Genomic DNA, 25,445 nt, shown 5'->3' with positions numbered 1-25,445 from the left:
GGTTAGTCTGAATGGAATGATTTTAGCCGAGCTGGCGGGGGAAATAAGGGCTTACTGAAATAGAGAGGGTTGGATGCTGTCGGGGATCGTCAGGGTTTGTGGATGCGTCAGTCCGGGGATGGGGACTTGGTTCAGATCCAGTAGTTGGCGCTGCACGGCGGCGGTGATGGCGGCCTGGCGGGTATGCACGCCCAGCAGGTCGTAGAGCTTGCCGAAATGGAAATTGACGGTGCGCTCGGTGATGCCCAGAATTTGACCGATTTCCCAACTGGTCTTGCCCTGGGATGCCCAATACAGGCAGGCGCGATGGCGAGAAGTCAGCTTTACCATGGGGTTTCCTCTGTAGGCATCCTAATTTGTAACAACTCGTTTTCGTTAATGAATGTATCACGGTGTTTACGTAGAAAACACAAACCCTAGTGATTAATGGGTTGTTTGGCTAACATATTTGCGATAAGTCAATGCTTGCGCATTTGATGGTCGGGGCTCAGGGTAAGTCCCGTGGCGTGAAAGCGGGTTTTCCTGATCCCCGCAAGCCCTGGTGCTAGAATGAAGATTGACTTGGCGCCGATTTGCCTGATCCGCTTGCGGGCGCCCCATAAATCCAGCTAAAGAGGTCCTATGACCACACCTGTCGATTCTTCCAATTGCGCCGCTGCCGTGGCGCCCCCAAAATCCCCGCATGCGTCGGTGCCACCGGGCAGCGTAGGCTATGTCACGCCCCAATACCTGCATTTTGATCAGCCGCTGATCTTGTCCAGCGGCCAGGTGCTGCCGTCTTACTCTCTGGCCATCGAAACCTATGGCACGCTGAATGCTGAATGCAGCAATGCCGTGCTGGTTTGCCATGCCCTGAATGCCTCGCATCATGTGGCGGGCATGAATGCCGATGACCCCAGTCAGATTGGCTGGTGGGACAATATGGTTGGCCCCGGCAAGGCCGTGGACACTGACCGTTTTTTTGTGATCGGGGTGAATAATCTGGGGTCTTGTTTTGGTTCCACCGGCCCCACCACGATCAATCCGGCCACTGGTCAGTCTTGGGGGGCGTCGTTTCCCTTGCTGACGGTCGAGGACTGGGTGCACGCCCAGGCCCGCGTCGCCGATTATTTCGGGATTCAGCGATTTGCTGCCGTCATGGGCGGGTCCTTGGGCGGCATGCAGGCACTGAGCTGGGCCATTACCTGTCCGGATCGCGTGGGTGATTGCATCGTAGTGGCCAGCACCGCCCGCCTGACAGCCCAGAACATTGCCTTCAACGAGGTCGCCCGCCGCGCCATCCTGACCGACCCGGATTTTCGGGGGGGCGACTACAGTGCCCAGGGCGTGGTGCCCACCAACGGCCTGTCGGTAGCCCGGATGGTGGGCCATATTACGTATCAGTCCGACGAGGTCATGGCCGCCAAATTCGGCCGCACTCAGCGTGCGCCGGGGCCTGACGGCGATTATCGGTACAACTACGAAGTCGAATTCGAGATCGAGTCTTATCTGCGTTATCAGGGCGAGAAATTCTCGCGCCATTTTGATGCCAATACCTATTTGCTGCTGACTCGCGCACTGGATTATTTCGACCCTGCCCGGGCGACGGGGGGGGGATCTGGCTCAGGCATTGGCCCCCGTCCAGGCGCGCTTTCTGTTGGTGTCGTTTACCACCGATTGGCGCTTTGCACCTGCGCATTCGCGTGAAATCGTGCAGGCCTTGCTGAAGAACCGGCGCGAGGTCACCTATGCCGAAATCGATGCGCCGAATGGGCATGATGCCTTTTTGCTGGACGATGCCCGCTACCATGCCATTGTGCAAGGCTACTATGACCAGATCGCCCTGCGCCTGGGGCTGGGCGAACGCCGTCAGACCACGGGGGTGCTGGCATGAACTCAACTGCGACTACGCAGGGGCGCAATACCATGCCTGTCGGCACCTCGGCACAGACTGATGCTGTTCCGCGCATCGATTTGCAGCGCATCGCCCAGTGGGTCGCGCCTGGCAGTCGGGTGCTGGATCTGGGCTGCGCCGATGGTTATCTGTTGTCCTATCTGCAGCGCACCCGCCAGGTACAGGGTGCCGGGGTGGAACTCAGCGATGATCAGGTGATCGCTGCTGTGCGCCGCGGGGTGCGGGTGATTCAGCAAAACCTGGAAGAAGGCCTGGCGCTGTTCGACGACCAGCAGTTCGATACCGTGGTGCTGTCCCAGACCCTGCAGTCCATGCATCACACGGAACATATCCTGCAGGAAATGGCGCGGGTGGCGCGCTACGGCATCGTGTCATTCCCCAACTTCGGCTATTGGCCTCACGGTTGGTCCATTTTGCGGGGCCGCATGCCGGTCAACGATCAGATGCCGTATCAGTGGTACGACACGCCCAATATTCATTTGTGCACGCTGCGCGATTTCCAGCTGCTGGCGGCGCAGCTGGGGCTGCGCATTACTCACTTCGCGACTTTCCGAGGCGACCGGGAAATCCATTGGCTGCGCGGCTGGCGCAGCACGCTGGCGGTCTATCGCTTCGAGTCCCCCCTGGGCGAGCGTTCGTGACCACTGGCTGGCGAGTCTACGGCCAGCGCCGGGTTGCTCCTTTGCTGGTGCTGGGTTTTGCCAGCGGATTGCCACTGGCGCTGACCACCGGCACGCTGCAGGCCTGGGCCACGGTCGAACAGGTCTCTCTGCAAAGCATCGGTTTTCTGACGCTGGCGGGGACCGCTTATACGTTGAAGTTCCTCTGGGCACCCCTGGTGGATCGCTATGCCCCCCCTTGGTTGGGGCGTCGACGCAGCTGGGTGTTTCTGACCCAGTGGCTGCTGGCGGCTTCGATTGCCGCCATGGGCTTTTTTTCGCCGGGCTCGCAGCTGGAAACTCTGGCCCTGCTGGCGGTGTGGGTGGCGTTTCTGTCAGCCACACAAGATATTGCTTTTGACGCCTACAGCACAGATGTGCTGCGCCACGAGGAGCGTGCCGCAGGGGCTGCACTAAAGGTCATGGGCTATCGCCTGGCCATGGTGGTGTCGGGCGGCCTGGCTCTGATCATGGCCGACCAGTGGTTGGGCTGGGGCAATACCTATCTGGTGATGGGCGGGCTGATGGCAATATCGTCCCTGGCCACGTTATGGGCGCCCGAGCCCGAACACAGCAGCCTGCCGCCCCGCGACTTGCAGCAGGCGGTGGTGGCGCCATTGCGAGAATTCTTTGGCCGTCCCGGCGCTTGGTCCATTTTGTTGCTGATCGTGTTGTATAAGCTCGGAGACGCCTTTGCGGGGGCTTTATCCACGACGTTCTTGATTCGGGGAGCCGGCTTCGATGTGACCGAGGTTGGCATGGTCAACAAGGTTTTCGGCTTGGTCGCCACTATTATCGGGGCGCTGGCGGGCGGTGGCTTGATGCTGCGCCTGGGCTTGTATCGGGCATTGCTGGCCTTTGGCTTGCTGCAGGCGGTTTCCAACCTGGGTTACTGGATGTTGGCAGTGACGCCGCCCCATTTGTATTCCATGGCCTTGGTGGTGGCGGTGGAGAATCTCTGCGGCGGCTTGGGGACGGCGGCATTCGTGGCGCTGCTGATGGCTTTGTGTCGCCAGCAGTTCTCTGCGACACAGTTTGCCTTGCTGTCGGCTTTGTCGGCAGTGGGACGTACTTATCTGGCGGGACCATTAACGCCGGTATTTGTCGAGCACCTGGGCTGGCCGGTATTTTTCGTGGTGACGGTCGGCATTGCACTGCCTGGTCTGGTGCTGCTGTGGTGGATGCGGGAACTGGTGAATCGCTTGGATGCCGATATCCGGTGAATGTCTGTTCATCGCCAATTATGCGTTGTTTATCGTTAAGCGCCAGACCCAAGGTGGTTTAAGCTGGCACGTTCCGCTTGCTTGGTTCTCTTGGAAAAGCCCAAATGGTTTCTAAGTTACGTCTGCTGTTCGACCGATTTACCTTGATTTTGATCGCGGTGGTGACTGCGGCGACCCTGTTGCCAGCGCATGGCCAGGGTGCGGTGTTTTTCCATTGGCTGACGACAGTAGCGATTGCCCTGCTGTTTTTCATGCACGGGGCCAAGCTCTCGCGCGAGGCCATCATTGCCGGGGCCACGCATTGGCGCTTGCATGGCGTCATCTTCATCTGGACCTTTGTGATTTTCCCGGTACTGGGCTGGGCGATGCGCCCGGTGCTGCTGCCCTTGCTGGGCGAGCCTTTATATGTCGGGGTTCTGTATTTGTGTGTGCTGCCGGGTACCGTGCAGTCGGCAATCGCCTTTACCTCCATCGCCCGGGGCAATGTCCCCGCAGCGGTTTGTGCCGCGTCGGCGTCCAGCATCATTGGTATTGTGATTACCCCGCTGCTATTGCAACTGTTGCTGGAAACCGATACGTCGGCGCTGGACAGCACATCCTTGCTGCAGTCCATCTTGCGCATTGGCCAGCAGATTTTCCTGCCGTTTGTGGCGGGGCATCTGATGCGTCCGCTGATTGGGCGCTGGATGGATCGGCACCGCCCGCTGGTCACCAAGGTCGATCAAAGCTCGATTCTGTTGGTGGTGTACACGGCGTTCAGCGAATCCGTGGTGGCTGGCCTCTGGAGCCAGGTCGATACGCTATCCCTGGCATGGCTGATCGTCAGCTGTTGCGTGCTGCTGGCCATTGTGCTGGTGCTGAATACCTGGTCTACCCGTCGTTTGGGTTTTAACCGCCAGGACGAAATCACGATTGTGTTTTGCGGCTCCAAGAAAAGCATGGCCACCGGCGTGCCCATGGCAGGGGTGCTGTTCAGCGCCAGCGCCATCGGGCCGGTACTGCTGCCGTTGATGATTTTTCACCAGATCCAGTTGATGGTATGCGCTGTGTTGGCACAGCATTATCAGCGTCAGGATGGTCAGCATGCAAAAGCCCCGCACGAATGCGGGGCTTAAATGGACCCTGATGCTGCCGGGTCTATAACTGTATGGCTGTCACCAAACAGAAACTGGGAATTTAGGCGGTGGTGTGCAGCAGGGTGCCCACAGAGCCGCTGCTGGCCAGCTGCGGGGTGCTGGGAACGGAATTGACCAGGCTGAGAATCGTATTGGCTTGGCTGTCCAGCACCTTATTCAGCAGCAGGTTTTGCTTTTCTTGCATCATGGTCCAGTTTTGCAGACCTGATGCGGCGGCAACAGCGCTTTGAACGGATTCTGACATGGGGTTCTCCTGCTGAGACTAGCGGTAGTATGACTATTGAGCTTGATTATACGGCATTCCATCCGGTTATGACATAGTTGGCGGCTGTGCATGCAATCAAGCAGGGTAGTCGTAATCAATCGTCAGGGGCGCGTGGTCGCTGAAACGTTCGGCTTTGTAGATGGCGGCGGACTGGGCGCGGGCGGCGATGCCGGGGGTGGCGATGTGGTAATCGATGCGCCAGCCTACATTATTGGCCCAGGCCTGGCCACGATTGCTCCACCAGGTGTAGGCTTCTCCGGTGGTGTCTGGATGCAGGCGACGATAGACGTCCACCCAGCCGTGCTGGTCAATGATTTTGCTTAGCCAGGCGCGTTCTTCGGGCAGGAAACCGCTGTTTTTCAGGTTGCCTTTCCAGTTTTTCAGGTCGATCTCGTGGTGGGCGATATTCCAGTCGCCGCAGATGATGAATTCGCGTTCGGTATTGCGGTGTTCTTGCATCAGGCCGTCCAGCCAGCCCTCGAAGTGATCCAGGAATCGATATTTCGCATCCTGACGCGGGTCGCCGCTGGAGCCCGATGGCAAATAGGCGCTGATCACGCTGAGCCCCGGCCAGTCGGCCCGCAGAATGCGGCCTTCGGCATCGAATTCCGGGCAGTCCATGCCCATGGTGACTACATCGGCAGGCTGGCGCATGTATAGGCCGACGCCGCTATAGCCTTTTTTCTGGGCGTGATGAAACTGACCGCTGTAGCCGTCCGGGTGGCGCAGTTCGTCGACCAGATCGGCATCCTGGATCTTGATTTCCTGCAGGCAGACGATATCGGGTTGCTGGGCCTGCAGCCAGTTGGCCAGGCCTTTGCGAAAGGCGGCACGGATGCCATTGACATTGAGGGAGGTGATGCGCAGCACAAGCGTCCTTTAGCCAAAACGGAAACTGGAGATGGTAAGCCCGCCAAATACTTCTGTGTCGTGGTGAAAGCAGGAGGCGGTGTCGTCGCCGGCCGCACCATTGGCCACGAACAGCGGCACCAGATGATCTTCCATGGGGTGGCAGATACGGGCGGCCGGGGCTTGTTCCCAACGGGATAGCAGGGCTTTGCGTTCGGGGGCTGTCGGGCAGGCCAGGGTGTCCTGCAGCCAGGCATCGAACTGGGCCGAGGGTTCGGCGCCGGCGGCGTTAAAGCCCTTCATGTTGTGAAAGCTCAGGCCGCTGCCGATGATCAGGATGTTTTCATCGCGCAGCGGCTGTAATGCCACCCCCAGGGCATGGTGCCAGGCTGGGTCGAAATTGGCATTGATGGAGAGCTGCACCATGGGTATTTGTGCCTTGGGGAGCATGACATAGGCAGGCACGAAGGCCCCGTGGTCGTAGCCGCGGCGGCTGTCTTCGACAATCGGGATAGCGCTGGCCGACAGCAGGGTATGAACCCGGGCGGCCAGACGGGGCGAACCCGGCGACGTGTAGTGGATGTCGTAGGTGTCGGCAGGAAACCCATGATAGTCGTACACCATGCCGGGTTGCGGATGGCCGCTGACCTTGAGCTTGTCGCGGGTGATCCAGTGGGCGGAGACCATCAGAATGGCGCGGGGTGCTTGAGGCAGAGAGGCGGGAATGCCGCGCAGAGCCTGGGCCAGCTTGACGTAGTTGCCTGCGGGATCAGGCATCCAGGGCCAGGGACCGCCGCCGTGGGAAATGAAATACACCGGTTGACGCATAGGTTTGTTTGTTTTTGGAGCTATTTGGATGGTTTGTCATCATAGGCGTAAACACAGGACGCTGCCATGCACAAATCATGCGGGGCACACAAAGACCGCAGGGCTTGATGCCAGAGAGCATATCGATGACCGATAATATGGGTTTTCCCAGATCGAGATAATGCCATGCCTGGTTCGCACGCCCAAGAATTCGTTCGCTTCGCCCTGAACCAAGGGGTTTTGCGTTTTGGTCAATTCCAGACAAAATCCGGCCGTCTCAGTCCGTATTTTTTCAATGCGGGCCTGTTCAACGATGGTGCGAGCGTCGGACGGCTGGGGCAGTTCTATGCCCAGGCTTTGGTGGCTGCCGGGCTGGATTTCGACATGTTGTTCGGGCCGGCCTATAAGGGTATCCCGCTGGCCACCACCACTGCAGTGGCCCTGGCCCAGCAGCCTTCCATGGCGGGCCGGGTCGTGCCCTTTGCTTTTAATCGCAAAGAAGCCAAGGACCACGGCGAGGGTGGGGTCCTGGTGGGTGCGCCGTTGCAGGGCGGGGTGGTGATTATCGATGATGTCATCACGGCGGGGACGTCGGTGCGCGAATCCGTCGCCCTGATCCGGGCGGCAGGGGCGCGCCCGGCGGCGGTGCTGATCGCACTGGACCGTATGGAACGTGCGGGGGCCGACGGGGCCTTGTCCGCGCATTCGGCGGTACAGGATGTGGCGCAGACTTACGGGATTCCGGTGATCAGTATTGCATCTTTGGTGGATGTGATGGCGCTGCTGGAAGGCGATGCCACGCTGGCGGAATACCGGGGGGCGGTGGGGGATTATCGGGATCGGTATGGGGTTTGATGGTTTGGGTGCTTTTTGGGGTTTGTTGTTTGGGTTCTAAACAGGCTGGACAGGGTCAGGTAATTTTTGGCGCAGGTCGGTCGGTCCCGGCTGCGCCGGGACTGCTTGGCCATTGCCCAGCAATCGGGGCGCTCGCCAAACGCGCGGGGTGGACAGTCCCCCGGACTGTCCACAAGCGTCCCGCTTGAACGGTGGCTCGCTTGCCTCCCCGATTGCCGGGCAATGGCCAACGACCTCCAACAGCGCCAAAAATTGCCTGACCCTGTCCAGCCTGGGCAAATCTATGCAGAGGCCAGGTGGAGACTGCCATGAGGACAGCCCGGACTAATCGCTGTTGAAGCCCATGCAGAGGGGGTGGTCAGTGGGCGCTGTTGGAGGCCGTCGGGCGGATGCGCATGATTGGGGGTGCAAGCGAACCACCGTTCAAGCGGGACGCTTGCGCACAGTCCAGTGGACTGTGCGCCCCGCGCGTTTGGTGAGCGCCCCAATCATGCGCATTCGCCCGAGCAGTCCCGGCAAGGGCGGGACCGGCCGACCTGCGCTCACTGACCACCCCCTCTGCATGGGCGTGTCAAGAACCCAAACCTAAAACCTCAAAGCATAAAACCTTAAAACCCAAAATCAAGCATCCAGCATCTGCTTCAGCAGCGTATTCACCTGCTGCGGGTTTGCCTTGCCCTTGGCCGCCTTCATCACTTGACCCACCAGCGAATTGAACGCCTTTTGCTTACCCTCGTGGTACTGAGCCACCGTCGCGGGATTGTCAGCCAGCACCGAGACGATCATCGCTTCAATCGCCCCCGTATCACTGATCTGGCGTAGGCCGCGGGATTCGATGATGGCATCCGCCGCGCCGCCCGATTCGCCTGTCCACATGGCGGCAAAGACATCGCGGGCGATCTTGTTGGAAATCGTGCCGTCCAGGATACGGTGGATCAAGGCAGCCAACTGGGCGGGGGATACCGGCGACTGGGCAATCTCCAGATCATCGCGGTTCAGCGCGGCGGATAACTCGCCCAGTACCCAATTGGCGGCTTGTTTCGCCTGGTCGGCGGGCAGGGCAGCGGCGGTGGCCTCGAAATAATTGGCCATGGCACGGTGTAGCGTCAGTTGCGCGGCGTCGTAGGGGCTGAGGCTTAGGTCGGCCTCAAAGCGTGCGCGCTTCGCTGCGGGGAGTTCTGGCATCGTGGCGCGCACGGCATCGATCCAGTCGGACGACACGACCAGCGGCGGCAGATCCGGGTCTGGAAAATAACGATAATCGTCAGAATCTTCCTTGGTGCGCATGCTGCGCGTTTCGTCCCGATCCGGGTCGTACAGACGGGTTTCCTGCACGACCTTGCCGCCGTCCTCGATCAGTTCGATCTGGCGGCGGACTTCGTATTGGATGGCGCGTTCCAGAAAGCGGAAAGAATTCAGGTTCTTGATTTCGCAGCGGGTGCCGAATTCGGCCTGGCCGCGTGGACGCACAGACACGTTGGCATCACAGCGGAAAGATCCTTCCTGCATATTGCCATCGCAGATGCCCAGCCAGACCACCAGACCATGCAGGGTGCGGGCATAAGCCACCGCCTCGGCGGCGGAACGCATCTCGGGTTCGGTCACGATTTCCAGCAAAGGAGTGCCTGCGCGGTTCAGATCGATGCCGCTGGAGGATTCGCCGTGCGGGCCGGTGTAGTGTTCGTGCAGGGACTTGCCGGCGTCTTCTTCCAGGTGGGCTCGCGTCAGGTTGAGGGTGTGTTCGGTCTCGCCCACAAAAAAAGACAACTGGCCGCCCACCACGATGGGAAGCTCGAATTGGCTGATCTGGTAGTTTTTGGGCAGGTCCGGGTAGAAGTAGTTTTTACGCGCAAACACGGACCGTTCGGCCACGCGGGCGCCCACGGCCAGGCCGAACTGGATGGCGCGTTCTACTGCGCCACGGTTCATGGCAGGCAGAGACCCGGGCAGTGCCATATCGACGGCATTGGCCTGGGTGTTGGGTTGGGCACCAAAGCACGTGCTGCTGCGCGAGAATATCTTTGACTCAGTGGACAGTTGGGCGTGGGTTTCCAGCCCGATGACGATTTCCCAATCCATTATGCGTATTCCGGTGAGTGTTGGTGCCAGTCGGTGACTTGCTGGTAGCGGTCGGCCAGGGCCAGCAAATGGCCTTCGTCGAAATAGCGGCCAATAATCTGCAGGCCGATCGGCAGGCGTGCGCCGGGGCCGCCAAAGCCGCAGGGGATCGACATGCCGGGCAGGCCCGCCAGGCTGACACCCAGGGTGTAGATATCACTGAGCCAGTCGGCAATCGGGTCTTGGCGGTTATCGCCGATCAGGCGGGCCGTGGTGGGGGTGACCGGCCCCATGATCACATCGCAGTCTTGTGACAGGGCGCGCTGGAAGTCGTCGGCAATCATGCGGCGCACGCGCTGGGCCTGCAGATAGTAGGCATCGTAATAACCGTGCGACAGCACATAGGTGCCGACCAGAATGCGGCGGCGGACCTCGTCGCCAAAGCCCTCGGTCCGAGAACGGCTGGTCATGTCGGCCAGGTCGGTATAGGAATCGGCCCGATGACCATAGCGCACGCCGTCGTAGCGCGAGAGATTGCTGGAGGCCTCGGCAGGCGCAATCACGTAGTAGGCCGGAATCGCCAGTCGGGTGCGTGGCAGGGAAATATCCACCCGCACGGCGCCCAGAGATTCAAATGTCTGCAGGGCGGCCTCGATGGCTGCACCGACATCGTCAGCCAGGCCTTCGTTGAAGAATTCGCGCGGCACGCCAATGCGCAGGCCTTGCAGGGGCAGCGCCCCGGCTGCCTGGAAACGGGCCTGAGCGGCGGTGTAGTCGGCCTGGACGCGACCCTGAGCGTTGGCCTGGCCGTCGCAGGATTCCAGGCTGGTGGAATCCTGGGGATCGAAGCCGCTCATGGCGTCCAGCAGCGGCACCAGATCCTGGGCGCTGCGGGCCAGCGGGCCAGCCTGATCCAGGCTGGACGCGTAGGCAATGATGCCGTAGCGCGAGACGGTGCCGTAGGTGGGTTTGATGCCGCTGACGCCACAATAGGCGGCAGGCTGGCGCACCGAGCCGCCGGTGTCGGTGCCAGTGGCCCCCAGCACCAGGCCGGCAGCCACCGCAGCGGCCGAGCCGCCCGACGAGCCGCCGGGGATACGCTGGGTGTCCCAGGGATTTTGGACGCTGCCAAAGGCGGAGTTTTCATTGCCCGAGCCCATGGCGAATTCGTCGCAACTGAGCTTGCCCAGGGACACGGCCCCGGCCTGTTGCAGTTGGCTGACGACGGTGGCATCGAAAGGGCTGACGTAGTTGGCCAGCATGCGGCTGGCGGCGGTGGTGCGCCAGCCCTGGGTGACAAACAGGTCTTTATGGGCAATGGGGATGCCGGTCAGCGGGCCGGCCCGGTCATGCGCCAAGGCCTGGTCGGCTGCCTGGGCCTGGGCCAGGGTCAGGTCATCGTCGATGTGCAGGAAGACGTTGGGGTCCGGGTGCTGGTGCGCCGTGCGCAGGGCGTCGGTGGCGAGTTCTGTTGCGCTGATCTGGCGGCTGCGCAGGGCAGCGCCCAGTGCCTGGATGCTGCGAAATTGGGATAACGAGGGCATGGGCTTCATTCGATGACGGTGGGCACGAGAAACAGGCCCTGATGGGCGGCCGGGGCATTTTTCAGATAGGCATCGCGCTGGGCGGTGGATTGGGCCGGATCGGCAGCATCGTCGCGCAGGCGCAAAGTGATGGCCTGGTGGGCGGCCAGCGGGTGCGCCATGGGTTCGATGCCGCTGGTGTCCACTGCCTGCAGTTCCTGGATCAGATCCAGGATGCGGGAGAGTTCTTGTTGTGCGCGGGATTGCTCGGTGGAATCCAGCTGCAGGCCTGAAAGCCGTGCCAGCCGGGCGATATCCTGTTCTGTGAGTGCCATGTTATCTAGCCCTGTAGGCTGCCGTTGCGGGACAGCCGGGTGTGTGCGGATGTGTCGAGGTCAAGAAAAGAGGATGTTTTGCAATACTTTCCCTGCAATTCATGCCCTGACCATAGAGGATTATAAGTTATCATTAGCGATTCGATGCGGCTTGCCTGGACTGTGCTGCCACGTCAGCCTCTGATCGCCAGCGACTCCGGGCCATTTAAGAACTATCTGAACCGTCAGCCAAGCGCTTGATCGTTCAGGTGATTTTTAGCGCAGGATCGTTCCATTTTCATTTTATTTGTGCGCCCATGTTCGGATTCCTACGCAGCTATTTCTCCAGCGATATGGCGATTGACCTTGGTACGGCCAATACGCTGATCTATGTTCGCAGCAAGGGCATCGTGCTCGATGAGCCCTCTGTTGTTGCCATCCGCCACGATGGCGGGCCCAATGGCAAGAAAATCATTCAGGCGGTGGGCCACGAGGCCAAGCAAATGCTGGGCCGGGTGCCCGGCAACATCGAGGCCATCCGCCCCATGAAGGACGGCGTCATCGCCGACTTCACCGTCACCGAGCAAATGCTCAAGCAATTCATCCGCATGGTGCATCCGCGCAGCATGCTGGCCCCCAGCCCGCGCATCATTGTTTGCGTGCCTTGTGGCTCCACCCAGGTCGAACGCCGCGCCATTCGCGAATCCGCCTTGGGTGCGGGTGCCAGCCAGGTCTACCTGATCGAGGAACCCATGGCGGCTGCCATCGGGGCAGGCTTGGCCGTGTCCGATGCCAGCGGCTCCATGGTGGTGGACATCGGCGGGGGCACCACCGAAGTCGCCGTGATTTCCTTGGGCGGCATGGTCTACAAGGGCTCGGTCCGGGTCGGCGGCGACAAATTCGACGAAGCCATCATCAACTATATTCGCCGCAATTACGGCATGCTGATTGGCGAACCCACTGCCGAATTGATCAAGAAAGAAATCGGCTCGGCTTTTCCCGGTTCTGAAATCCGCGAAATCGAAGTCAAGGGCCGCAATCTCTCCGAGGGCGTGCCACGCAGCTTTACCGTGTCGTCCAACGAGATTCTCGAATCCCTCACTGATCCGCTCAACCAGATCGTGTCGGCCGTCAAGACCGCCCTCGAACAGACCCCACCGGAACTCGGCGCGGATATTACCGACAAGGGCATCTCCCTGACCGGCGGCGGCGCGTTGTTGCACGACCTAGACCGCTTGCTCCAAGAAGAAACCGGTCTGCCCGTGGTGGTGGCCGAAGACCCGCTTACCTGCGTGGTGCGCGGCTGCGGCGAGGCCCTCGAACACCTGGAACGCCTGGGTGGGGTGTTCATCTACGATTGATTGACGCAAGACTGGTGTCGTGATGCGCGAACCCGGTAATCTCAGACTCTTCAAGCGCGGGCCCAGCATCGAGGTCCGGCTGGTCCTGCTGCTGGTGCTGTGTATGGGCCTGATCATCACGGATGCGCACTGGTCGGTTTTACGACCTGTGCGGCAGGCGTTGTCGGTGGCCGTCTACCCGTTTCAGCAATTTGTCATGGCGCCGCGTCAGGCGCTGGAATACGTCAATAGCTGGTCTCATGCGGCTGCTCTGGCCCGCGAAGAACAAGATGCTTTGCGCCGCCAGCAGATCGAGATGGCCCAGTTGGTGACGCATGCCGCCCAACTGACCACCGAAAACGAACAACTACGCCGCCTGCTGACGATCTCCGAGTCCATCACCCAGTCGTCGGTGGCGGTCGAGGTCTTCTACGAACCGCCCAATGCCTTCAGCCACCGCCTGATCTTCAACAAAGGCACCGATGCCGGGATTCAGCCTGGCATGCCGGTCATTGATGAGGGCGGTGTGGTGGGCCAGATCGTGCGCGTCACGCCATACACCTCTGAGGCCGCCCTGTTGATCGACGACCAAGTCTCCATTCCGGTGCAGGTGCTGCGCAATGGCCTGCGCCTGATCGCCTTTGGCAGCGACGAGGTTGGCAAACTGGAGGTCCGCTATCTGACCGCCAGTATGGACGTGCAGCCCGGCGATACGCTGGTCACCAGCGGGATCGGCGGCCTGTTTCCCGCTGGGCTGTCGGTTGCCCGGGTGGACACGGTGGATCGCGATCCGGGCACTGGGTTTGCCATGGCGATCGCCGAGCCCCTGTCGCACCCAGAGCGCTACCGTCACTTTCTGGTGCTGCGGGTGGATGTCTCGAAGATCCCCCAATCCGAGGAGCTAGAACATGCCCTTGCCCAGCCATAAATCCCGCGCAGGTTCGTCTTCGCTGATGTCCCTGCAGCCCGTGGATGCGGCTCCGTTCCAACGGCCATCTTCAGCCTGGCTGGTGTGGGGTTCCTTGTTTCTGGTCTGGCTGGTGTCCCTGTTGCCTTGGCGTTTGTTGAATCCGGTGCCGGACATGCTGCTGCTGGTGCTGGTGTTCTGGTGCCTGCACGAACCCAACCGCGTGGGCCTGGTAACCGCCGTGGTGCTGGGCCTGTTGATGGACGCACACGACGCCAGTCTGCTGGGTCTGCACGCGCTGAATTATCTGCTGTGTGCCTATGGGGTTTTGCGCCTGCACGGACGCTTGCGGCATTTCAATGTCTGGGTCCAGACGTTTCATATCATTCCGTTACTGGTGGGGGCGGCCCTGATCACACGTCTGTTGGGGGCCTGGCTCAATGGCGAATGGGTAGGCTGGGACTGGTTGTGGTCGGCCTTGATCACCGGGGCTTTGCTGCCATTGGTCGATGTCTTGTTGCTTCTGCCCCAGCGTCGTCTGGATGGCGACGACGTCGGGGCTGTCTAGCCCGCTGCCATGTTCGAGTTTCGCAAAACCGGCCTGCACCAACGCCAAACTGTTTTGTTGCGGGCTTGGGTGGCTGGCATCTTTGCCCTGATCTGCTTGCTGTTGCTGGTGGGGCGGCTGTGGTTTTTGCAGGTGGATCGTTATGACAATCTATCTGCACGTGCCGATCAGAACCGCATTACGATTGTTCCTGTGCCTCCCCGGCGCGGCCAGATCACGGATCGCGAAGGCGGGATCATGGCCACCAATTTACGGGACTACACGCTGGTGGTGACCCGTGCCCAGGTCGAGGGCAAGATCGAAGACCTGCTGGATCGTCTGCGCGAATTGGTCTATATCAGCGATAGCGACCAGCGTAAATTTCTGCGGCTCTATGAGCAAAGCGGTCGTTATGCGCCTGTGCTGCTGCGCAATAACCTGAACGACATCGAGGCTTCCTGGTTTGCTGTGTATGCTTTCGAGTTCCCTGGGGTGAATCTGCAGGCGCGCTGGGTGCGATCCTATCCCCAGAAAGAGTCCGCCGCGCATGTGCTGGGTTTTGTCGGGCGCATCTCCGAGGCCGACGAGCAGCACCTGGAGGCCACCGACCAGGAAGGCAATTATCGCGGCACCCAGGAAATCGGTAAAAAAGGCATAGAAAAAACCTGGGAAACCGTTTTGCACGGGCGCACTGGCATCGAGGAACTAGAGGTCACCGCTACGGGGCGGCCGGTGCGCGAACTGAATCGCACGGATCCGATTCCAGGGGATAACCTGGAACTTGCCTTGGACATTGGCCTGCAAAAACTGGCGGAAGCCCAATTCCAGGGACGACGGGGTGCGTTGGTGGCCATCCAGCCCAAGACCGGTGAAATCCTGGCTTTTGTGTCGTCACCGTCTTTTGATCCCAATTTATTTATTGATGGCATAGACGTAGAAAACTGGCGCAAACTCAATGAATCGCCCGATCATCCGCTGATCAACCGTCCTCTGTACGGCACTTATCCCATTGGTTCCACTTACAAGCCTTTTGTCGCACTGGGTGCACTGGAAATGGGCTTGCGCGGCCCCCATGAGCGCCTGTCGGACCCAGGCTATTTCGAGCTTGGCGGGCAGCGCTTTCGTAACGCCGGGGGGGCGGCCTATGGCGCTACCGACATGCATCGGGCGATTGTCGTATCCTCCGACACTTATTTTTATTCTCTGGGCGCCATGATGGACGTGGACGCCTTGCACGACTTCAGCAAGCAATTCGGCTTTGGGCAGATCACCGGCATTGATCTGGATGGCGAGCGCCGTGGGGTGCTGCCTTCGCGTGCCTGGAAGCGCGAGGCTTATAAAAAACCTTCGCAGCAGCACTGGTATCAGGGCGAGACTGTTTCGGTGGCGGTAGGGCAGGGCTATAACGCATTTACCCTGTTGCAACTGGCGCAGGCCACGGCGGTGCTGGCCAACAATGGCGTCTACATGAAGCCGCATCTGGTGCGGCGCATGATCGACCCGCAGACCGGGCAGTTCACCTATCCGGTGCGCGCGCCGCAATACACCATTCCGCTTAAGCCTGGAAACTTGAAGGTCGTGCAAGATGCGATGGTGGATGTGGTGCGCAAGGGCACCGCGCGGCGCGCCTTCGTGGGGGCAACCTACCAGGCCGCCGGCAAGACCGGTACCGCGCAGGTCTTTAGTCTGAAGGGTGCCAAATACAAGGCTCAGGCAGTGGACGAACGGCTGCGCGATCATGCGCTGTTCATGGCCTATGCGCCAGTCGATAACCCGCAGATTGCGCTGGCCCTGATTGTGGAAAATGGTGGTTGGGGGGCGTCGGTGGCCGCCCCGATTGCGCGTACTTTGTTTGATTATTGGCTGGCCCCGTCGCGCATCGCACACCGCCAGCAGCGTCTTGACGAAGAACAACGCAGCCGCGAGCGCCTGGAGGCCATGACGCCATCCGCGCTGCATGCTGCAACGGATGAAGGGCATCTGCTCGCCGATATGCCAGTGGCATTGCCCGAACCGGATCAGGGGCCTGCGCCCGAAGCGGCTCCCCTGCCGGATGTGGATACGCCCGCTGGGGATGGCGCTCAAGAGGAACCCCTATGAAGTTCATCGTGCTGGCCGCGCGCCGACTGTTGATGGTGCTGGATTGGCCCTTGCTTATTTTGCTGATTGTCATGGCCCTGGTGGGGATGGCCACCATGCACTCGGCGGTGGGCAATACGGATTGGCGTTTTGCCGATCAGCTGCGTAATTTTTTGATCGCTTTTGCGGTCATGTGGACCGTTGCCCTGCTGCGTCCCAGTTTCATTATGCGGACTGCCCCGTACTTCTACGTGCTGGGCGTGTTGCTCTTGCTGGCCGTGATGTTTTTCGGAGTCACCAGCAAAGGCGCAACCCGCTGGCTGGACCTGGGTTTCATCCGCGTGCAGCCGTCGGAAATGCTGAAGATTGCGGTGCCGTTGATGCTGGCCTGGTATTTCCAGCGCCAGTCGGGCAGCCGGTTTCGCATCCGGGATTTTCTGGTGGCGGGCGTGCTGCTGCTGGTACCAGCCTGGCCTGATCATTGATCAGCCGGATCTGGGCACTGCCTTGCTGGTGCTGGCATCTGGTTTTTGTGTGATTTATTTCGCGGGGTTTTCATTCAAGCTGCTGGTGCCGGTGGTATTGGCGGTCGTGCTGGGGCTGGGTACCCTGATTGCCTACGAGGACCAACTGTGTCAACCCGATGTGGACTGGGTGGTTTTACATGATTACCAGAAGTACCGTGTTTGCGTGTTGCTGAATCCGGGCACCGATCCCCTGGGCAAAGGCTTTCACACGATTCAATCCATGATTGCCGTGGGGTCTGGTGGTGTCTATGGCAAGGGCTATATGCAGGGCACCCAGACCCACCTGGACTTCATCCCGGAACGCACCACCGATTTCATCTTTGCTGTCTTTTCCGAGGAATTCGGCCTGTATGGCGGGGTGGCCTTGCTCGTGTTGTATGCCCTGATGGTGCTGCGCGGCCTGACCATCACCGTGCGTGCGCCCACCCAATTCGGCCGCCTGTTGGCCGGGGCCATGTCCATGATGATGTTTGTCTATGTCTTTGTGAACATCGGCATGGTCACCGGTGTTCTGCCGGTCGTGGGGGTGCCTTTACCCTTCATGAGCTACGGCGGCACGGCCTTGCTGACCTTGGGGATTGCCTGCGGTCTGTTGATGAGCATCGGGGCGCATCAGCCTGATCAACGGCCTGGGGCGTCATAGCGCTGCAGCGGCGGGATACAGTCCGTCCAGCAGGGTCGCTACCGGCGCGGGCATGCCCAGGCCATTCAGGGCCGTCAGCGGGGTCCAGCTTGATTGGCCTGCGTCCAGGTCGATCAGGACAGGATTGCGCGCGGTGGCTCCCTTGCCCGCGGGCAGTTGCTGCCAGCTTGGCTGGATCGCAGGCGCGGCCTTGGGTAGCCGCAGCCAGACGGGCTGCATCGTCAGCCGAAAATGCGTGAATACATGCTCGAAGCCAGCCAGCGCAACCGTGTCGGGCTGGCCCAGGCCCTGCAGCACAGTTTGCAGGGCGGCGGGGCTGCCCAGCAGCGGCGGCGTCCATAAGCCGCCCCAGACGCCCGTATCCGGGCGGCGCTGCAGCCAGAGCTGCTGCTGGTATTCCATGATCAGCAACCAGACCTGATGCTGTGGCTGTGCCTTGCGCGGCCTGGGGCTGGGCAAGCTGTCTTGTTGGCCCAACCTGTGGGCGGCGCAGCTTTCAAGCAATGGACAGCGACTACAGTCGGGCCGGCTGCGGGTACAGACCATGGCCCCCAGATCCATCTGCCCCTGGGTGTAGGCCTGCATGTCCAGATTTGCCGGCGCCTGATCCAGCCAGGCCTGGGCCTGGGCCCAGAGCCTGCGGTTCATGGCGGTCGATTGCGGATCGCCCGCCAGGGCCAGATAACGGATCAGCACGCGGCGTACGTTGCCATCCAGGATCGGCACGCGCACCCCATGGGCAAAGGCAGCAATGGCTGCCGCCGTCGAGCGGCCAATGCCAGGCAACTGAGCCAGAGTCTCGGGCTGCGCCGGGAACTGGCCGCTGTGCTCATCACGAATGCGCTGGGCGCAGCGGTGCAGATTGCGGGCGCGGGCGTAATACCCCAGCCCGGCCCAGGCCTGCAGCACAGCGTCCAGCGGCGCATCGGCCAGGCTGCACACATCAGGGAAGCGGGACAGAAAACGGTGAAAATACGGGATCACCGTATTCGCCTGGGTTTGTTGCAGCATGATTTCGGACAACCAGATGCGGTAGGCGTCCCGGGTGTCTTGCCAGGGCAGGTCGTGCCGGCCCGCCAGGGCCTGCCAGGCGGCGATCAGCGATGCCGGATCGCCTGCGGACATCAGAACCGGGTGTGTCGGGTGACCGACAGCCGGGCCGCCACCGCCCCCAGCACCACCACCAGCGCACCCGCCAACAGCAAGTCCTGGGTGGCAGGCAGCTGCATGGACCAGTGGATGCCGTAGCTTTGGGCAAAATGGCCCAGCAGGGTATTCAGCGGCACCAGGGCCAGCCATGCCAGCAGCAGGGCAAGCAGGCTGGCAGCCAGGCCCGTCAGAGCCCCCAGATACAAAAATGGCCGCCGCACGAAAGATTCGGTGGCCCCCACCAGCCGCGCCACGGCGATTTCATCGCGCTGGGTCAGCGCCTGCAGGCGCACCGTATTGAATACGGTGGCCAGCACCACCACGGCCACGGCCACGGCCAGCATGCCCAGGCCGACCCGGATAAAGGACAGCAGCGTTTCTAGGCGTCGGACCCATTCGCTGTCCATCTGCACATGTTCGACCCCGGGCCATTGCCGCCAGGTCTCGGCCAGTTGGCGGGCCTGCTGCACCGGGGTGTCGGAGTCGCGCAGCGTGACGATCAAGGCATCGGGCAGTGGGTTGTCGCCCAAGGCATTCAGCGCTTGCGCCCAGGCCGGATCGGCTTGCAGCTGACGCATGGCCTGCTCGCGCGGGAGTAGTTGGGCGTCGGTGATTTCCTCGCCGGATTCAGCCTGTACGCGCTGCAAGAGCGCCTGTTGCTGATCGGCGCTGGTGCCCGAAGCCAGGAACAGGGTGAGTTCTGGGGTGACCGACAGCTGTCTGGCCAGCGGCTGGCTGGACTGCAGGATTGCCGCCCCCAGGATCGGCACGGCCAGCATCAGGGCAATGACCACGATATTCGCCAGCGATGAAAAAGGATGCAGGCGCAGGCGGCGCAAGGCCAGCAGGAGTGCATAACGGTGGTGGCGCAGCCAGCGTTTCATTGCGGCGTTCCCGGCAGATCGGTAAAGCGTCCGTTATCGATATGCAGTGTGCGCTGGGCATAACGGGCCATCAGGGCCGTATCGTGCGAAGCAATCAGGGTGGTGACCCCGACGCGGTTGAAGTCTCGGAAAACATCCATGATGTGGGTGGCGCTATCGTGATCCAGGTTGGCGGTGGGTTCGTCGGCAATCAGGATGGCCGGGCGTCCGACGATGGCCCGGGCAATGGCCAGGCGCTGCTGCTCACCGCCTGATAGTTCAATGGGCAACAGGTTTTCCTTGCCGCGCAGGCCGACCTTTTCCAGGGCTGCCCGGGCGCGGGTCGCTGCCATGGATGAGTCCAGACCCTGGACCGCGAGGGGCAGCAATACGTTGTCAAAGGCATGGCGATCGAACAGCAGGTGTGCGTCTTGCAGGATCAGCCCCACGGTGCGGCGCAAATAGGGCAAGGCACGGGCGGACAGATGGTCGAGTCGGTGGCCATTGACGGTGACGCTGCCCCGGCTGGCGGGTTCCAGCCCGCCGACGACCTTCAGCAGGGTGGATTTGCCCGCGCCAGAAGGCCCGGAGACGAAAATGAATTCGCCGGGGGCAATGGAAAAATTGACGTCGGCCAGGATATTGCGGCCACGCCCATAAGATTTGAAGACGTGCTGAAATTCGATCATGGAACCCTGCTTCAGGCCCGAGGGACTATTCGGCCTGATTGTATGCTGGCTGGGCCTGTTCTGTGTGTCTGGCGCAGAGATGCGTGCCAAGCTTTCAAAATGTAGCAATTGGTACAGGGCAAATTGTTACTCTGATGGCTGTTTCGATCGCTACAGGAGCCTTTCCATGAATATAAGCATCACTTATGTCTCTCGGGCCGCTGCGATTGGCAGTCTGGCTCTATTGACTGCCTGTGCCAATGTCTCTCCGCAGGGGCAGAATACGGCGCTTGGTGCTGGCGCAGGCGCCGCACTCGGGGCTGGGTTGGGGGTCTTGATTGGTGACAGCAGCCAAGCTGCCCTGATCGGTGCTGGTATTGGTTCTGTAATCGGCGGCGTGGTCGGCTATAACTGGAAGGCCATCAAGGGTGATGTCGAGCAGTCCGGCGCATCCAGCCTGGGGGTTGCCGTCATCGAGATGCCAGACGGCACCCTGAAGGTCAATATACCCAGCAATGTATCTTTCGATACCAATCAATCGACCCTGAAGCCCGCCTTGTTGCCCGTGCTGGACAGCGTGGCACGCGCCCTGAACCAGCACCCGGAATTGCGTGCCAAGGCCATCGGTTACACCGATTCCACCGGTAACAACTCCATTAACCTGCCCTTGTCGCAGCGCCGCGCACAGGCAGTCACCCAATACCTGGCTGGCCAGGGAGTGGCTCAGGGGCGGCTAATGACCGAAGGCCTGGGCTCGGCCAATCCGATTGGCGATAACAACACCACGCAGGGTCGGGCGCTGAATCGTCGCGTCGAGCTCTTTTTGTATGCGGTGAAATAACCGTCCAGGCTAGTCTGGTTTCGGTTTAAATGGCTGCAGCTTCTCGATCAGGACCGCAACTGCCGATTCGATGGCGCTGCGGTCCTTGATCTTCAATGCCCAGAACTGATGCGGATCGATGCTGGGAAACGGCCAAGGCTGGGTTTGCTCGTGGATATGATGGGCAGGCAGTGTCAGAGGCTTATTGATGTCGCCGTGCATCAGCCAGTAAAATCCACCCCCAGTACTTGGGCGATCACGATGGCTTTTTTTGATGACCGCCGATTACCGTTCTCGTAGCCTGAACGCAAGAAACCATGCAGAATAATCAGAAAGATCATTTGTCAGTCTGGATGCTGGCTCCAGAAGAAAATAGCTGGGGCAGCGGCCTGGCTCACAATGGCTACCAACTGCGCTGCTTTGAACAGGCGTCGGATCTTTGCCGCCAGTATCGGATGCTGGCCGATCAGGCGGTGCATGCCGTGGTGCTGATGGGGGATGTTGCGGCCAACTGCCGGGTTGCGCAGCAGATCAGGTCGCGGGGGCATGGGCTGTTCTTGGTGGCGCGCGCGCAGTTGCCGTTGGGTAATGAAATCGCGGCCTTGCTCAGTCAGGGGGTGGATTGCGTTCTGCGGCCTGAAGACACGGCGGATTGCCTGTTGGCCGTATTGCGGGCTTTGGATTATCGTCGGGCACAACAGACAGCCTCCGTCGAGGCCCCTTGGCGCTTGCCCAAAGGAATGATTGACAGCCGCTACTGCATCGGCCCCTGGCAGTTGGCCGAAAAGGGCTGGCTGCTGATGCACGGCGAGGCCAGTCTGCGTCTGACTCCCGCCGAGCGCGTCATGTTGCTGGGCCTGTTCGAGGCCCCGGGCCATGTGCTGCCGCATCAGGTTCTGCTGGATGCCGTCATGCAGATTTGGCCCGAAAACCGCCATAAATCCCTGCAGCTGACGGGCTGCCGGGATCTGTTCAGCCGCTTGCGGGGCCGCGCCGAACGTGCAGGCCTGCCCAGGCCGCCCATCGAGTCCTTGCGGGACTACGGCTATGCCTGGGCAATCTGAATAAGCTGCACGGGGTTGGCCCGGCATGCGGGCCAACCCCGTGCATCAGAGATAGCGCTGTACGCCCAGGTCTTCGCTGCGGATGGCGGTGGCCTTGCCCGACACGATATCGGCGATCAACTGGCCACTGCCGCAACACATGGTCCAGCCCAGGGTGCCGTGGCCGGTGTTCAGGTATAGGTTGCTGATTTTTGTGCGTCCGACGATCGGGGTGCTGTCCGGAGTCTTGGGGCGCAAGCCAGTCCAGAAGTGTACGTCGCCGGGTTTGTAGCTGCCGGGGAACAGGTCGTTCAAGACCATTTCCAGGGTGCGCTGACGGCGGCTGTCCAGGTGCGTGTCGTAGCCCACGACCTCGGCCATGCCGCCGACCCGGATGCGCTGGTCGAAGCGCGTCAGGGCGATTTTATAGGTCTCGTCCAGCAGGGTGGATATCGGGGCACGATTCGTATCGTCGATGTCGACGGTGATGGAATAGCCTTTCATGGGATAGACGGGCAGGTCGACAATGCCGCGCAGCAATGGCGTCGAATACGAACCCAGCGCCACCACATAAGCATCCGCCTGCATCAGGCCCGAAGCGCATTGCACACCCGAGATCTGGCCGCCCGCCTGATGTACGGCCTGGATGAGCTCGCCGTAGCGGAATTTCACGCCCAAGCCCTCGGCCAGGCGGGTCAGGGCATGCGTGAACAGGTGGCAATCGCCGGTCTCATCGTCGGGGGTGCGCAAGCCACCCACCAGCTTATGTTGCACCTGATGCAGGGCGGGTTCGTATTCGACCAGGCGGTCGCTGGGGACCAGTTCGTGGGCCACGCCAGCGTCGCTCAGGGCCTGTACGTCGCGCTGGGCATCGTCCATTTGCTTTTGGGTGCGAAATACCTGCAGGGTGCCCTGGCGGCGGCTTTCGAACTGAATGTCGGTATCGGCCTGCAGCTGGTGCAGGCATTGCCGACTATAGGACGACATGCGCAGCATGCGTTCTTTGTTGATGGCATAGCGCGCCGGAGTGCAGTTGCGCCACATATCGTACATCCAGCGCAGCTGAAACAGGCTGCCATCGGGTCGGATCGTCAGCGGTGCATGTTGGGTGAACAGCCATTTGATCGCCTTCAGGGGGATGCCTGGCGCTGCCCACGGAGAGGAATAACCAAAGGATAGCTGGCCTGCATTGGCAAAACTGGTTTCCTCTGCGGTGGCGATTTCGCGGTCGATGACGGTGACGTCGTGCCCCTGGAGTGCCAAGTAATAGGCGCTTGTGACACCCACAACGCCGGCCCCTAAAACCAGAACCTTCATGATGAACCTCGATTGGGTTAAATTTTAATGATGATAGGCAATATCTTCAGGTTATTTTTCATGAAAAAATCATTTTTTCAGGAAAATTGATGCGTTTGGTCGTGGCGTTTACTGGCGGGCAGGACAAATTGCTGGCAATATCTGCGCATACTGATAAACGCTGTTTTTCAGGGGTTTTTCCTGTTTATTGATTGTTTCTATGTGTTTGTTTTAGGCCGAATCCTCAGGTCTTGCAAGGGGCATCCGGGTATTGTTTTTTCGGATGGCAGTCAATCACCCCGAATGGCCCCTTGGTATCTTCTGGAGACTCTTATGCGTGTTCAAAAAGAATCCGTGCATACGCTGGATAAGATAGACCGGCGAATTCTGGATTTATTGCAGCAAAACGGGCGCTTGTCCATGACCGAGCTGGCGGATGCGGTGGGCCTCACGGTCACGCCCTGCATCGAGCGAGTGCGGCGTCTGGAGCGCGACGGGGTGATCACCGGCTACTATGCCCGCGTGTCACCTGCTGCGTTGGATGCAGGACTGCTGGTGTTTGTAGAGATCAGCATGTCCAGCAAGTCCGAGCGCACCTTCGAGGAGTTTCGCCGAGAGGTGCTGTGCGTGCCCCAGGTGCTCGAATGTCATCTGGTATCGGGTGATTTTGACTATCTGGTCAAGGCGCGCATCAAGGAAATCAGCCAGTATCGGAATTTACTGGGCAATATCCTGCTGCGCTTGCCGGGGGTAACGCAGACCAAAAGCTGCGTGGTGATGGAGGAGGTCAAGGAGACCTTGTTTGTGCCTGCGCAGCGCTAACCGGGACTTCCACGCGTGGTCGCGTGACCACCAGGTTGTCGCGGTGGATCAGTTCCGGGTCGCTGACGTGTCCCAGGATCTCGGCGATGCGGGCGCTGGGCTGGCGCAGGATGCGGGCCGTGTCGGCGGCGGAATAATTGATCAGTCCGCGGCCACATTCCACCCCATGTTCGTCGACACAGGCCACGACATCGCCGCGTTCGAAGTCGCCCTCGACGTCGGTGACGCCGATGGGCAGCAGGCTGCGATGGCCTTGGGTCAGGGCGCGCACCGCCCCCACGTCCAGGGTGACGCGCCCGCGCAGGCGCAGGTGATTCACCATCCAGCGCTGGCGGGCGGAGCGCACGGGCAGGACGGCTTGTAGCTCGGTGCCGATGGGTTCGCCTGCCGTCAGGCGCTGCAGCACGGCGGCTTCACGCCCAGAGGCAATGATCGTATGCCCGCCGCTGTTGGCGGCGCGTCGGGCGGCCAGGACTTTGGTCAGCATGCCGCCGGTGCCGATGGCGCTGCCAGAGCCGCCTGCCATGGCTTCCAGGGAGGGGTCTCCCGCCTGGCCCTGGTGGATGAACTGCGCATCCGGATGCTTGCGTGGATCTGCGCTGAACAGGCCGGCCTGGTCCGTCAGGATGATCAGGACGCTGGCTTCGACCAGATTGGTCACCAGGGCGCCCAGGGTGTCGTTGTCGCCCACCCGGATTTCGTCGGTGACCACAGTGTCGTTTTCGTTGACGATGGGCACGACGCCCAGGTTCAGCAAGGTGACCAGGGTGCTGCGGGCATTCAGGTAGCGTCGGCGATCGGCCAGGTCTTCGTGGGTCAGCAGAATCTGGGCCGTGCGGATGCCATGGCGGGCAAAGGCGGCTTCGTAGGCCTGGATCAGGCCCATCTGGCCCACGGCGGCGGCGGCTTGCAGCTCGGACATGATCTTCGGGCGCCGGGGCCAGCCCAGGCGGGCCATGCCCTCGGCGATGGCGCCGCTGGATACCAGCACCAACTGGCGGCCAGTTGCGTGCAGGGCGGCGATTTGTTCGGCCCATTGGGCCACGGCCTGCAGATCGATGCCGCGACCTTCGTTGGTGACCAGGGACGATCCGACCTTCAGGACCAGCCGGTGGGCGTTCCGGGCGACCGAGGGGGGCAAGGCAGAAGTAGACATGT

The 25,445-nt window shown here is 60.9% G+C and carries 24 protein-coding genes, 2 pseudogenes and 1 riboswitch; of the genes and pseudogenes, 13 read left to right on the top strand and 13 right to left on the bottom strand.

Annotation, left to right across the window (positions count from 1 at the left end; all coding sequences use genetic code 11):
- Positions 1 to 51: 51 nt before the first annotated feature.
- Complete coding sequence (locus VDP81_RS07015; protein ID WP_322995666.1) at positions 52 to 330, bottom strand: helix-turn-helix transcriptional regulator; 279 nt, start codon at positions 328 to 330, stop codon at positions 52 to 54.
- Between the two features lie 224 nt (positions 331 to 554).
- A riboswitch (SAM riboswitch) is annotated at positions 555 to 633 on the top strand.
- Here VDP81_RS07015 and metX point away from each other — a divergent pair.
- From metX to VDP81_RS06995, 4 genes and pseudogenes are all read left to right on the top strand, one after another.
- A pseudogene (gene metX, locus VDP81_RS07010) lies at positions 622 to 1,873 on the top strand (homoserine O-succinyltransferase MetX). It overlaps the preceding riboswitch by 12 nt.
- A 32-nt stretch (positions 1,874 to 1,905) precedes the next feature.
- On the top strand, positions 1,906 to 2,535 hold the full coding sequence (metW, locus tag VDP81_RS07005) for a methionine biosynthesis protein MetW (RefSeq protein ID WP_322996412.1): 630 nt from the start codon (positions 1,906 to 1,908) through the stop codon (positions 2,533 to 2,535).
- Positions 2,532 to 3,776, top strand: coding sequence for a muropeptide transporter (locus VDP81_RS07000; protein ID WP_322995665.1), 1,245 nt, complete (start codon positions 2,532 to 2,534; stop codon positions 3,774 to 3,776). Before metW ends, VDP81_RS07000 begins: the two co-directional genes overlap by 4 nt.
- A 104-nt stretch (positions 3,777 to 3,880) precedes the next feature.
- A complete protein-coding gene (locus VDP81_RS06995) occupies positions 3,881 to 4,891 on the top strand; it encodes a bile acid:sodium symporter family protein (RefSeq protein WP_323011912.1) in 1,011 nt (336 codons plus the stop codon).
- Positions 4,892 to 4,952: 61 nt separating this feature from the next.
- Here the strand turns inward: VDP81_RS06995 and VDP81_RS06990 are convergent, their stop codons facing one another.
- The 3 genes from VDP81_RS06990 to VDP81_RS06980 form a co-directional block, all read right to left on the bottom strand.
- Complete coding sequence (locus tag VDP81_RS06990; RefSeq protein ID WP_323011911.1) at positions 4,953 to 5,156, bottom strand: hypothetical protein; 204 nt, start codon at positions 5,154 to 5,156, stop codon at positions 4,953 to 4,955.
- A 96-nt stretch (positions 5,157 to 5,252) separates the two neighbouring features.
- On the bottom strand, positions 5,253 to 6,047 hold the full coding sequence (locus VDP81_RS06985) for an exodeoxyribonuclease III (protein ID WP_322995661.1): 795 nt from the start codon (positions 6,045 to 6,047) through the stop codon (positions 5,253 to 5,255).
- A gap of 9 nt (positions 6,048 to 6,056) precedes the next feature.
- A complete protein-coding gene (locus tag VDP81_RS06980; RefSeq protein WP_323011910.1) occupies positions 6,057 to 6,803 on the bottom strand; it encodes a class III extradiol ring-cleavage dioxygenase in 747 nt (248 codons plus the stop codon).
- A 216-nt stretch (positions 6,804 to 7,019) separates the two neighbouring features.
- Between VDP81_RS06980 and pyrE the strand changes: the two genes are divergently transcribed.
- Positions 7,020 to 7,688: an orotate phosphoribosyltransferase gene (gene pyrE, locus VDP81_RS06975; RefSeq protein ID WP_323011909.1), complete on the top strand. Its 669-nt coding sequence runs from the start codon at positions 7,020 to 7,022 to the stop codon at positions 7,686 to 7,688.
- 621 nt (positions 7,689 to 8,309) lie between these two features.
- Here pyrE and gatB read toward each other — a convergent pair.
- The 3 genes from gatB to gatC are packed head-to-tail and all read right to left on the bottom strand — an operon-like array spanning position 8,310 to position 11,604.
- Positions 8,310 to 9,767 (bottom strand): Asp-tRNA(Asn)/Glu-tRNA(Gln) amidotransferase subunit GatB, encoded by a 1,458-nt coding sequence (gene gatB, locus VDP81_RS06970; protein WP_323011908.1) that lies wholly within the window; start codon positions 9,765 to 9,767, stop codon positions 8,310 to 8,312.
- Positions 9,767 to 11,290 (bottom strand): Asp-tRNA(Asn)/Glu-tRNA(Gln) amidotransferase subunit GatA, encoded by a 1,524-nt coding sequence (gene gatA / locus VDP81_RS06965; protein WP_323011907.1) that lies wholly within the window; start codon positions 11,288 to 11,290, stop codon positions 9,767 to 9,769. Before gatA ends, gatB begins: the two co-directional genes overlap by 1 nt.
- Before the next feature lie 5 nt (positions 11,291 to 11,295).
- Positions 11,296 to 11,604: an Asp-tRNA(Asn)/Glu-tRNA(Gln) amidotransferase subunit GatC gene (gatC, locus tag VDP81_RS06960; protein WP_322995656.1), complete on the bottom strand. Its 309-nt coding sequence runs from the start codon at positions 11,602 to 11,604 to the stop codon at positions 11,296 to 11,298.
- A gap of 296 nt (positions 11,605 to 11,900) precedes the next feature.
- Between gatC and VDP81_RS06955 the strand changes: the two genes are divergently transcribed.
- The 5 genes and pseudogenes from VDP81_RS06955 to rodA all read left to right on the top strand — a co-directional run bounded on the left by VDP81_RS06955 (position 11,901) and on the right by rodA (position 17,626).
- Positions 11,901 to 12,944: a rod shape-determining protein gene (locus VDP81_RS06955; RefSeq protein ID WP_322995655.1), complete on the top strand. Its 1,044-nt coding sequence runs from the start codon at positions 11,901 to 11,903 to the stop codon at positions 12,942 to 12,944.
- Positions 12,945 to 12,966: 22 nt separating this feature from the next.
- Positions 12,967 to 13,851 (top strand): rod shape-determining protein MreC, encoded by an 885-nt coding sequence (mreC, locus tag VDP81_RS06950; RefSeq protein ID WP_322995654.1) that lies wholly within the window; start codon positions 12,967 to 12,969, stop codon positions 13,849 to 13,851.
- On the top strand, positions 13,832 to 14,398 hold the full coding sequence (gene mreD / locus VDP81_RS06945; protein ID WP_323011906.1) for a rod shape-determining protein MreD: 567 nt from the start codon (positions 13,832 to 13,834) through the stop codon (positions 14,396 to 14,398). The genes mreC and mreD overlap by 20 nt, the downstream gene beginning before the upstream one ends.
- A gap of 9 nt (positions 14,399 to 14,407) precedes the next feature.
- Positions 14,408 to 16,477, top strand: coding sequence for a penicillin-binding protein 2 (mrdA, locus tag VDP81_RS06940; protein WP_323011905.1), 2,070 nt, complete (start codon positions 14,408 to 14,410; stop codon positions 16,475 to 16,477).
- Positions 16,474 to 17,626: pseudogene (gene rodA / locus VDP81_RS06935) on the top strand (rod shape-determining protein RodA). Before mrdA ends, rodA begins: the two are co-directional and overlap by 4 nt.
- Here the strand turns inward: rodA and mutY are convergent.
- From mutY to VDP81_RS06920, 3 genes are read right to left on the bottom strand one after another with little or no spacing between them, the layout of a single operon-like run.
- Positions 17,621 to 18,751: an A/G-specific adenine glycosylase gene (gene mutY / locus VDP81_RS06930; RefSeq protein WP_323011904.1), complete on the bottom strand. Its 1,131-nt coding sequence runs from the start codon at positions 18,749 to 18,751 to the stop codon at positions 17,621 to 17,623. The pseudogene rodA and the gene mutY sit on opposite strands and share 6 nt — an antisense overlap.
- On the bottom strand, positions 18,751 to 19,659 hold the full coding sequence (locus VDP81_RS06925) for an ABC transporter permease (RefSeq protein ID WP_323011903.1): 909 nt from the start codon (positions 19,657 to 19,659) through the stop codon (positions 18,751 to 18,753). Before VDP81_RS06925 ends, mutY begins: the two co-directional genes overlap by 1 nt.
- Positions 19,656 to 20,327, bottom strand: coding sequence for a cell division ATP-binding protein FtsE (locus VDP81_RS06920; RefSeq protein WP_323011902.1), 672 nt, complete (start codon positions 20,325 to 20,327; stop codon positions 19,656 to 19,658). Before VDP81_RS06920 ends, VDP81_RS06925 begins: the two co-directional genes overlap by 4 nt.
- A gap of 166 nt (positions 20,328 to 20,493) precedes the next feature.
- Between VDP81_RS06920 and VDP81_RS06915 the strand changes: the two genes are divergently transcribed.
- Positions 20,494 to 21,147, top strand: coding sequence for an OmpA family protein (locus VDP81_RS06915; RefSeq protein WP_322995647.1), 654 nt, complete (start codon positions 20,494 to 20,496; stop codon positions 21,145 to 21,147).
- Between the two features lie 9 nt (positions 21,148 to 21,156).
- On the opposite strand, the gene VDP81_RS06910 is transcribed toward VDP81_RS06915, so the two are convergent.
- Positions 21,157 to 21,348, bottom strand: coding sequence for a hypothetical protein (locus VDP81_RS06910; RefSeq protein WP_323011901.1), 192 nt, complete (start codon positions 21,346 to 21,348; stop codon positions 21,157 to 21,159).
- A 95-nt stretch (positions 21,349 to 21,443) separates the two neighbouring features.
- On the opposite strand from VDP81_RS06910, the gene VDP81_RS06905 reads away from it, so the two are divergent.
- Positions 21,444 to 22,190: a hypothetical protein gene (locus VDP81_RS06905; RefSeq protein WP_322995645.1), complete on the top strand. Its 747-nt coding sequence runs from the start codon at positions 21,444 to 21,446 to the stop codon at positions 22,188 to 22,190.
- A gap of 45 nt (positions 22,191 to 22,235) precedes the next feature.
- On the opposite strand, the gene VDP81_RS06900 is transcribed toward VDP81_RS06905, so the two are convergent.
- Positions 22,236 to 23,486, bottom strand: coding sequence for a D-amino acid dehydrogenase (locus VDP81_RS06900; RefSeq protein WP_323011900.1), 1,251 nt, complete (start codon positions 23,484 to 23,486; stop codon positions 22,236 to 22,238).
- 312 nt (positions 23,487 to 23,798) lie between these two features.
- Here VDP81_RS06900 and VDP81_RS06895 point away from each other — a divergent pair, with 312 nt between their 5' ends.
- The gene (locus VDP81_RS06895) at positions 23,799 to 24,287 is read left to right on the top strand and encodes a winged helix-turn-helix transcriptional regulator (protein WP_322995643.1); all 489 of its coding nucleotides are present in this window, start codon (positions 23,799 to 23,801) and stop codon (positions 24,285 to 24,287) included.
- On the opposite strand, the gene proB is transcribed toward VDP81_RS06895, so the two are convergent.
- Positions 24,253 to 25,443, bottom strand: a complete 1,191-nt coding sequence (proB, locus tag VDP81_RS06890) for a glutamate 5-kinase (protein ID WP_322995642.1) — start codon at positions 25,441 to 25,443, stop codon at positions 24,253 to 24,255. The genes VDP81_RS06895 and proB overlap by 35 nt on opposite strands.
- Positions 25,444 to 25,445 lie beyond the last annotated feature (2 nt).

Source organism: Castellaniella sp., from assembly GCF_034675845.1.
GTDB lineage: Bacteria > Pseudomonadota > Gammaproteobacteria > Burkholderiales > Burkholderiaceae_B > Castellaniella.
This window is presented reverse-complemented; position numbering and strand designations above follow the sequence as displayed.

Bases quoted from the DNA above. Each gene is read 5' to 3' on its own strand.
- pyrE (WP_323011909.1), top strand. From the start codon at position 7,020: ATGCCTGGTTCGCACGCCCAAGAATTCGTTCGCTTCGCCCTGAACCAA.
- VDP81_RS06920 (WP_323011902.1), bottom strand. From the start codon at position 20,327: ATGATCGAATTTCAGCACGTCTTCAAATCTTATGGGCGTGGCCGCAAT.
- gatA (WP_323011907.1), bottom strand. From the start codon at position 11,290: ATGCCCTCGTTATCCCAATTTCGCAGCATCCAGGCACTGGGCGCTGCC.
- VDP81_RS07015 (WP_322995666.1), bottom strand. From the start codon at position 330: ATGGTAAAGCTGACTTCTCGCCATCGCGCCTGCCTGTATTGGGCATCC.
- gatB (WP_323011908.1), bottom strand. From the start codon at position 9,767: ATGGATTGGGAAATCGTCATCGGGCTGGAAACCCACGCCCAACTGTCC.
- VDP81_RS06910 (WP_323011901.1), bottom strand. From the start codon at position 21,348: ATGCACGGCGACATCAATAAGCCTCTGACACTGCCTGCCCATCATATC.
- VDP81_RS06900 (WP_323011900.1), bottom strand. From the start codon at position 23,486: ATGAAGGTTCTGGTTTTAGGGGCCGGCGTTGTGGGTGTCACAAGCGCC.
- mutY (WP_323011904.1), bottom strand. From the start codon at position 18,751: ATGTCCGCAGGCGATCCGGCATCGCTGATCGCCGCCTGGCAGGCCCTG.
- VDP81_RS06905 (WP_322995645.1), top strand. From the start codon at position 21,444: ATGCAGAATAATCAGAAAGATCATTTGTCAGTCTGGATGCTGGCTCCA.
- mreD (WP_323011906.1), top strand. From the start codon at position 13,832: ATGCCCTTGCCCAGCCATAAATCCCGCGCAGGTTCGTCTTCGCTGATG.
- mreC (WP_322995654.1), top strand. From the start codon at position 12,967: ATGCGCGAACCCGGTAATCTCAGACTCTTCAAGCGCGGGCCCAGCATC.
- metW (WP_322996412.1), top strand. From the start codon at position 1,906: ATGCCTGTCGGCACCTCGGCACAGACTGATGCTGTTCCGCGCATCGAT.
- VDP81_RS06980 (WP_323011910.1), bottom strand. From the start codon at position 6,803: ATGCCTGATCCCGCAGGCAACTACGTCAAGCTGGCCCAGGCTCTGCGC.
- VDP81_RS06925 (WP_323011903.1), bottom strand. From the start codon at position 19,659: ATGAAACGCTGGCTGCGCCACCACCGTTATGCACTCCTGCTGGCCTTG.
- VDP81_RS06995 (WP_323011912.1), top strand. From the start codon at position 3,881: ATGGTTTCTAAGTTACGTCTGCTGTTCGACCGATTTACCTTGATTTTG.
- proB (WP_322995642.1), bottom strand. From the start codon at position 25,443: ATGTCTACTTCTGCCTTGCCCCCCTCGGTCGCCCGGAACGCCCACCGG.
- VDP81_RS06895 (WP_322995643.1), top strand. From the start codon at position 23,799: ATGCGTGTTCAAAAAGAATCCGTGCATACGCTGGATAAGATAGACCGG.
- VDP81_RS06915 (WP_322995647.1), top strand. From the start codon at position 20,494: ATGAATATAAGCATCACTTATGTCTCTCGGGCCGCTGCGATTGGCAGT.
- VDP81_RS06955 (WP_322995655.1), top strand. From the start codon at position 11,901: ATGTTCGGATTCCTACGCAGCTATTTCTCCAGCGATATGGCGATTGAC.
- mrdA (WP_323011905.1), top strand. From the start codon at position 14,408: ATGTTCGAGTTTCGCAAAACCGGCCTGCACCAACGCCAAACTGTTTTG.
- gatC (WP_322995656.1), bottom strand. From the start codon at position 11,604: ATGGCACTCACAGAACAGGATATCGCCCGGCTGGCACGGCTTTCAGGC.
- VDP81_RS06990 (WP_323011911.1), bottom strand. From the start codon at position 5,156: ATGTCAGAATCCGTTCAAAGCGCTGTTGCCGCCGCATCAGGTCTGCAA.